This is a genomic window from Streptomyces triticagri (assembly GCF_003429565.1).
Classification (GTDB): Bacteria; Actinomycetota; Actinomycetes; order Streptomycetales; family Streptomycetaceae; genus Streptomyces; species Streptomyces triticagri.
On record NZ_QUAK01000186.1, the window covers coordinates 1 to 7,796 of the forward strand.

Below are 7,796 nucleotides of genomic sequence, written 5' to 3' on the forward strand. Positions count from 1 at the left end.
GGAGCGGGTACCACATCGCTGCGCGATGTGCAAGCGAAGCGGTCGCTGCGCTCCCGCTCGCCCTCGCGATGCGAGGGCAGTCCCCTCCGCTGCGCTCCAGGGACCGGTGGGGGCCGGCCGCTGCGCGCCCGGCGGGCCGCGCATCGCGCGGCCGTGCCCTGGGATGTGATGGTGTGCCTAGTGGGGTCTCCAGTGCAAGAGTTGAGGGAGCGTCGGGCGCTCCCGGCGGGTCCGCTTCGCTCCCCCGCCTGACAGTCCTTCCGGCTGCGCCTCCAGTCCCTTAGGGCCCGCTGGCGCGGGCCGGGCTGGCTACGAGGGGTGGGGGGCGCTCGTTCGTGTGAGTTCCAGTGTAGTGGCTGCATCAGGTTGATGCAGCATGTACCTTTGGTGAAAACGTAAGATACCCTCAACCACCCGAACGGGGCGCGGGATTTGAAGCACGGAACGAAATCCATCGTGAGGTTACTTCAGAGATGAACCCGGAGCTGATCCGCTATCGGATCATGGCGCAGCGCACCGATCCGGAGCACCCGGGCGCATCGGTGGTGACGAACTACGCCTACGGGCGGTCGGTCGAGGAGGCCGTCGCAAAGGCCCGCAAGGCGCTGGAGGAGCCAGGCGGTCTGTATGGGGATCAGGGCCTGTACCGCGTGGTGGAGGTGGTCGAGGAGAGTCCGTCCAGCGAGCTCCGGCAGCAGGAGGACGCCCGTCGGCGGTGCCTCACCACCATCCTGGAGAACGCCACCACCACCGTGCGCGGCCGTGAGCCGGACAGCCCGGATGTGGAACTCCTCAGCCGCCTGGACGACTTCTTCACCCGCGCCGTCACCTTCCCTGACCCGCACACCAGCGGCGTGCACCCCCGGCCCCACCAGGCCACGTTCGGCTGGACCAGCGATAAGCCCTACATCCAGCACGCCAGCGACCCCGGCCGCGCCCTGGCCCTGTTCCTCCTCCTACCTGGATCACCGCGGCCTGGACCTGGAGGCGGCCGTCCGTCCCGGTGACCGTCCCGTTCTGCTGCCGTTGGCCGGGGGCCGGCCTTCGGCCCGTGACGAGGGAAGCGGGCCGTCGACGGAACCTGTCGAGCGTGTCATGGACGTCTGCGAGCAGCACTACGCGGCCGTGACCGGGACCAGATCCGAGCAGTGGGACCAGGAGTCGTCCCGGGAATTCGTGGACATCCGCCCTGCGGACCGTGCACCTGGCGAAGCCGGAGCGCTACCCGCAGACGCTCGATGCGTACCTGCACGAGCACCGGGCGCGGCTGAAGCGGCTGTGGCGCCGTTACGGGCCCGGCGGCATGTTCGCGGGTGAGCTTCGTGCTGATCGACCTGCCCGGTTTCCTTCGTGCTGTGCGGGAGGATCGAGACGACCTCGCTCTGGCTCGAAGGGGTCTGGACGAAGCATGGCCAGGAGGAAAATGCGCTGGAAAGGCTTCACAACAGCTGGCTGTACGACACCGGAGAGGAGGACGGACGATGAGAAGGATTCCACTCAAGAAACACCAGATCGATCAGAAGTCGAGTTTCCGTAAGTGGGTCGGATTCCCTGTAAGGTCATCTGTGCCCCCTCAGGGGGCCCGTGGCACGATCGTGTCAGCGACCGGCTCCGGCAAAACGATCATGGCTGCCGCGAGTGCGCTGGAGTGCTTTTCCGAAGGTCGGATCCTCGTGACCGTGCCGACCCTGGACCTGCTCGTGCAGACCGCCCAGGCATGGCGGGCCGTGGGGCACCGCTCCCCCATGGTCGCGGTGTGCTCGCTGGAGAACGACCCTGTGCTGAACGAGCTGGGTGTGCGCACCACCACAAACCCGGTCCAACTGGCCCTGTGGGCTGGGCACGGGCCGGTCATCGTGTTCGCCACGTACGCCTCTCTCGTGGACCGTGAGGACTTCGAGGACCCGAGGGGCCAGGGGCGCGTTCGCGGGCCGCTGGAGGCTGCCCTGGCTGGCGGAGAGCGCCTGTACGGCCAGCGCATGGACGGTTTTTCGCTCGCCATCATCGACGAAGCCCACTCAACCGCAGGCGATCTGGGCAGGCCATGGGCGGCGATCCACGACAACACCCGCATCCCCGCCGACTTCCGGCTCTACCTCACCGCGACCCCGCGCATCCTCGCCGCGCCCCGGCCACAGCGCGGGAAGGACCGCCAGGAGCTGGAGATCGCGAGCATGGCCGACGACCCGGACGGGACCTACGGCGCCTGGCTCGCGGAGCTCGGGCTGTCGGAGGCGATCGAGCGGGAGATCCTCGCCGGGTTCGAGATCGACGTCCTGGAGATCCGCGCCCCCTCGCCCGTCCTCGGGGAGTGGGAGGAGGCGCAGCGCGGCCGGCGCCTAGCTCTGCTGCAGACCGCTCTGCTGGAGCACGCTGCGGCGTACAACCTGCGTACGGTCATGACTTTCCATCAGAAGGTGGAAGAGGCCGCGGCGTTCGCGGAGGCGCTGCCGAAGACCGCTGCCGAGCTGTACCTGAACGACGCCTCAGACGAGGACCTGGCCAAGGCGGAGAAGGAGCTCCCGGCGTCATCGATCGATGCGGAGTTCTACGAGCTGGAGGCAGGCCGCCACGTCCCGCCGGAGCGGGTGTGGTCGGCGTGGTTGTGCGGCGACCATCTCGTGTCCGAGCGGCGCGAGGTGCTGCGTCAGTTCGCCAACGGCATCGACGCGGCCGGGCGCCGGGTGCACCGCGCGTTTCTCGCCAGCGTTCGTGTGCTCGGGGAAGGTGTGGACATCACCGGTGAGCGGGGCGTGGAGGCCGTCTGCTTCGCGGACACCCGCGGCTCGCAGGTGGAGATCGTGCAGAACATCGGCCGCGCGCTCCGTCTCAACAAGGACGGTTCCATCAAGGTCGCGCGGATCATCGTGCCGGTGTTCCTGGAGCCCGGCGAGGAGCCGGCGGATATGGTCGCCTCCGCCAGTTTCCGCCCTCTTGTAGCGGTTCTTCAGGGCCTGCGCTCGCATGATGAGCGCTTGGTCGAGCAGCTCGCCTCCCGCGCGCTCACCAGCGGCAAGCGCAAGGTTCACCTCCAGCGCGATGAGGACGGGCGGATCGTCGGGGCCGGCGGCGAGGACCAGGGGCAGGACGACGCCGACGCTGCTGCCGAGTCGGCCCTGCTGCACTTCTCCAGTCCGCGCGACGCGGCGACCATCGCGGCGTTCTTGCGCACCCGGGTCTACCGGCCGGAGTCGCTGGTGTGGCTGGAGGGCTATCAGGCTCTGCTGCGCTGGCGGAAGGAGAGCGAGATTGCCGGCGTCTACGCCGTGCCTTACGACGTTGAGGTCGAGGTAGGGGCGACGAAGGCGTTTCCGCTCGGGCGGTGGGTGCACCAGCAGAGGAAGGCGCTGCGGGCCGGGGAGCTGGAGGAGCGGCGCAAGGTTCTCCTGGACGCGCCGGAGGCCGGGATGGTCTGGGAGCCGGGTGAGGAGGCGTGGGAGGCCAAGCTGGCCGCGCTGCGGTCCTACCGGCGGGCCATGGGACATCTCGCGCCGCGTCAGGACGCGGTGTGGGGCGAGGGTGAGGCGATGGTGTCCATCGGGCAGCACATGGCCAACCTTCGGCGGAAGGGCGTGAAGAACGGCCTGGGCAAGGACCCGGAGCGGGCCGTCGTGCGCGCGGCGCAGCTGACGGAGATCGACGCGGACTGGGACTGCCCGTGGCCGCTGGATTGGCAGCGGCACTACCGCGTCCTGGTCGACCTGGTCGACGCCGACGGCGTGCTCCCGGCGATCGAGCCGGGCGTGCTGTTCGACGGCGACGACATCGGACGGTGGCTTCAGCGGCAGAAGAGCTCCTGGGCGGCGCTGTGCGAGGGGCAGCAGCAGCGGCTGTCGGAGCTGGGCGTGGTACCCGCCGAGCGGTCCGCTCTTGTCCCGGCGGCCAAGGGTGCCGGCAAGGCGGTGGGGAAGGCGTCAGCGGCCTTCCGGCGCGGGGTGCAGGCACTCGCCCAGTACGTCGCCCGCGAGGGGCACCTTCGTGTCCCCAGGTCTCACGCGGAGGAGATCGCGGTCGATGGCGAGGCCGAGCCGGTGGTCGTGAAGCTCGGTGTGTGGATCTCCAACACCAAGACCCGGCGGGACAAGCTCACCGCGGAACAGCGCGCTGAGCTCGCGGAGTTGGGAGCCGAATGGGTATGAGCGATCTGGAGGGGACCAAGGACGGTGCCGGACGGCTGCGTCGTTCGCTCCCAGGGCGGGCGCACCTACCACCGCGCCGCTGGCTGCGTCGCCTGTCTGTCCGGAAACGGGCTTCATGGCACAGAGGCAGGGAACGCAGAGGACCGGCCCGGGCCAACAAGGCCCGGGCCGGCAGGGTGCTCGGGATGGTCAGAGGTTGAACTCGAGGTGCTCGACATCGAGCATGCGGACTTCCTCCAGGCTGCCGGCGCGGCGGCCGTTGTCCTGGAAGTAGACCTCTTTGAGTGCGTCGGCGGCGATCTCTCGGAGTTGGTCGTCGCTGGCGCCGGCTTCCTGGGCGTCAAAGAGGCGGGCGGCGTAGCGGGGCGGCAGGGCGACGGTCAGGTGCCGGATGCGGTCCTGGTCTGTCGATCCGATCGGTGCGGTGTAGCCCATGCGGGCGCGGGTGTCGATGACGATGCCGCCGGTTGTTGCCGCTTTCTCGCGTGCCTTCTTGCGGATCTGCGGCTGCCATCGGGCCTTGACCTCGCGGTCCAGGCGTGCGGCGAGGTCCTTACGGGGCTTTTTGATCTGGTCCTTCACGTAGCGTTCGACGGTGCGTTGGGAGATGCGCAGCGTCTGGGCAACGGCTTTGGTCCCCTTGAGTTGCTTGACCAGGTATCGCATTTGCGCGCCGGCCGACTTCGGGGCGGGGCGGGTGAATGCCTTGTGTACCGCGTTGTCGAGGCCGTCCCCGAACATGCTCATCGCCCTCTCCTACTCTCCGCTGTCGACGTCGGTGACGGTGCCGTCCTTGATGTAGCGGGCGAGGTTGAGCTCCGGGGCATCGAAGCGGTCGCGGACTTCTTCTCCCCACAGGACGCTCTGTGTTCCCTCCCACTTGACCAGGCCCGGGTTCACGCCGAGTTTGAAGCCGCCCGGCAGCGGTTTGCCGTCCCGGTACGGCAGGAAGTCCAGGGGGCTCTCGCCGTCGACCGCGTACACGACGCAGTCCGAGAGGATCGCTACCGGGTACTGGCCGGTGAATGCCGCGTGCTTGACGATCTTGCGGTGGAGGTTGATGCGGGTGCGGGAGATGACCGCCGCGCGGATGTCGGGACGCCATGTCGGCCGGGACAGGGCGCGCCATGGCTCGCCCGGCCGCCAGCCCTCCCCACGGGGACGCTCGCGCAGCTTGCCCAGGCCGCCCTTCACTGTCGCCTTGATTGCCGAGACGACGTGTCCCAGCTGCGGGTCGTGGTCGCGGTATCCGTCCATCGCGGCGAGGAAGTCGGCCGGTGACAGGTCCGTGTGGACGCCGAGGTCGGCCATCGTGGCGAGGTAGGCGTCGCGCAGCCGGTTGTACCAGCCGTCCAGGTAGCGGCCGTTCTCGTACCGGACCCATGCCTCGACCGGGCACACCTCGTAGCCGAGCTCCACCGCGTACGCCACGGTCGGTGTCGCGTACCAGGCCGGGCCGGTCGGGTGTTCGCCCTTCGGCGTGAACGGGGAGGGCAGCAGCGAACCGTCCAGCTCCACCCACTCCTTGCCGGCCTTCACCTTCGACAGGTCGACGTGACTGAGGTCCACCAGCCAGCTGCCGGGCAGTTTCGGGTCGAAGATCGGGCTGGTGACGTGCGTCGGGGCTCCGAGGCCGACATTCAGGCCGTTGGCGCCGGCGGCGAAGGCCAGGTTGACGTCGATGCCCACCAGATTGCGGCGTAGGCATTCGTCGTCGGTGAGCGGCCGCGCCCAGTCGTACGCCTCCTCGAACAGTTTCTCCGCTGGGCCCCGCACGTGGAAGCGCGGCAAATCCTTGAGGAGCGGGTGCCCGTCGGGGGCCTCGCACGGCGCCGGGTCGACCGGGTCCTTGCCCAGGGAACCGGGGTTGTACTCCGAAGTGCGTGTGCCGTTCGCGTCGGGTTCGCTGGCGCGGGTCGGCGGGTGGAGCGCGGTCATCAGCTCCAGGCCAGTCACGGCGGTGGAACCGCGCGGCGTCATCACCCGCGAGGCGTACGCGCCCAGGAGGCGGGCGAGTTCGGCCGGCGGGAGCTGCCCGGCGTCGCCCCAGTGGCGGGTGTCGAGCGCGTTCCAGGAGGGGATGCACAGCTGCACGCACGCCCGTTTTGACCCCTGCGCGGGACGGTAGATACGAGCCCACGGCCCGAAGCCCCTCCGGGTCAGCTTCCAGTCGGCGCGCACCAGTTGCTTGACGGCCTTGTGCCCCTCCGGGATGCGCCCGGCGAGGCGTTGTTCGTCGGTGAGGGTGGCCGGGAGTCCGTAGCGCTCCAGGGCGGCCTCGGTGAGGACGAGCAGCGGGTCGGCGTCCTTGCCCGGGCCCGAGAGTTTCGGCTGCCCGAGCAGGCCCTCGTGCAGGGTCCAGTCGACCAGGGCCGGGAGGGACTGCGCGGGCACGTCGAGGACCAGGCCGCCCATGCAGTACGCGAGGACCTGGCCGTCGGCGTCGACGTCGACAACCGCCAGCGGACCGTTGACGAAGCGCGGGTCGCCGCCGGCGGCCGGGGGGTGCGCGGCGGCGGTCTTCTTCACACCGGGGCGACGCGACCTTGCCGACCGGGTTGTGCGGTCAGGGCACGACGCGGCAGCCGGAGCAGCGGTGCTGGCGGCGGAGCAGGTCTGGGTGTCCTCGGAACCGGTCATGGCCGCAGCATCGGAGGTCAGCCCCGCGGCCGGAGTCTGGGCTTGTGGTGGGGGCGTGCCAGTGAACGTTTCCGGCACCGCCACGTCCGCGGACGGGGCAGCTCTGTCAGCGGGGTAGAGCTCCGCGAGTCCCTCCAGGAGGCGCGCGTACGCCTCACGCTCGGGCCCGCGCGGCTCGGTCGGCTTCTTCGCCGACTCCCAGCCGCTGACCGTGGCCCGGCGCACCTGCAGCGCGGCGGCCACCTCGTCCAGGGTGAGGCCGTGCGCGGCACGCAACCGCTTGCGCTCCTCGGGCGGCGGCAGCGGGGAACGGGACGCGATCAGCGCATCGACCGCGTCGAACAACTCCGACATGAAACACCTCCTCCCCCACACCCTACCGCATAAACCGTACACATCACGCACTTTCACCGTACGCATCGCGTACAGATTGCGTACGAGTCGCGTATGCCGCGTTGACGTCGCAGCTGGAGACAGATGCAGCAGCAACGGTTCGACACGAGACACAGACAGCCAAGACCGGTCGAGAGCAGACACTGCCGGCCGTTGAGAACCCCGCCACAGCGAGCAGACCCGACCGACACATGGCACCGAACCGTTCCGCATCGCCTGGCGACACGCGAGCAGAACTCAACAAACACACCCACCACCGAACCCACACAGGCCCACACAGGCCGTGCGGGCCGTGCGGGCCGCGCAGGAAGCGGCCTCGCACCGATCACACCTCCCCAGAGAATCACCCTTACGAGCGGGACGACCCGCCCACCCGGGCTGTCCACGGCCGGCACACCTCCGACTGCCTGGCATCAAGCACCCGCAACCACGCGTGACGCCCGATGCGCAACCGAGGCACGGCTCGAACATCGACGTCACTCTCCACGGCCACGCCAGGCACACAGAACAACCACCACGCGAGCAGACAGTGACGTCCGAACGCCTAGACGACCTGGCACCGGCGTCGACCTCCCCCGCCACACCGCAGGCGGCAGCGGAATCCACACCTGATGGACAGCAACC

Annotated in this window: 4 protein-coding genes; 2 read left to right on the plus strand and 2 right to left on the minus strand. The window is 69.4% G+C overall.

Annotated elements, in window-relative coordinates; genetic code table 11:
• Positions 1-473: 473 nt before the first annotated feature.
• Both DY218_RS26160 and DY218_RS26170 read left to right on the plus strand, forming a co-directional pair.
• Positions 474-1,007, plus strand: a complete 534-nt coding sequence (locus DY218_RS26160) for a hypothetical protein (RefSeq protein ID WP_128558595.1) — start codon at positions 474-476, stop codon at positions 1,005-1,007.
• Between the two features lie 474 nt (positions 1,008-1,481).
• Positions 1,482-4,139 (plus strand): DEAD/DEAH box helicase, encoded by a 2,658-nt coding sequence (locus DY218_RS26170; protein WP_128558596.1) that lies wholly within the window; start codon positions 1,482-1,484, stop codon positions 4,137-4,139.
• A gap of 189 nt (positions 4,140-4,328) precedes the next feature.
• Here DY218_RS26170 and tpg read toward each other — a convergent pair whose 3' ends face one another.
• Together tpg and tap are read right to left on the minus strand one after the other, a co-directional pair.
• Entirely contained in the window at positions 4,329-4,886 is a 558-nt protein-coding gene (tpg, locus tag DY218_RS26175) for a telomere-protecting terminal protein Tpg (protein ID WP_128558597.1), read from the minus strand.
• 9 nt (positions 4,887-4,895) lie between these two features.
• Positions 4,896-7,133, minus strand: a complete 2,238-nt coding sequence (gene tap, locus DY218_RS26180; protein ID WP_128558598.1) for a telomere-associated protein Tap — start codon at positions 7,131-7,133, stop codon at positions 4,896-4,898.
• Positions 7,134-7,796: the final 663 nt, after the last annotated feature.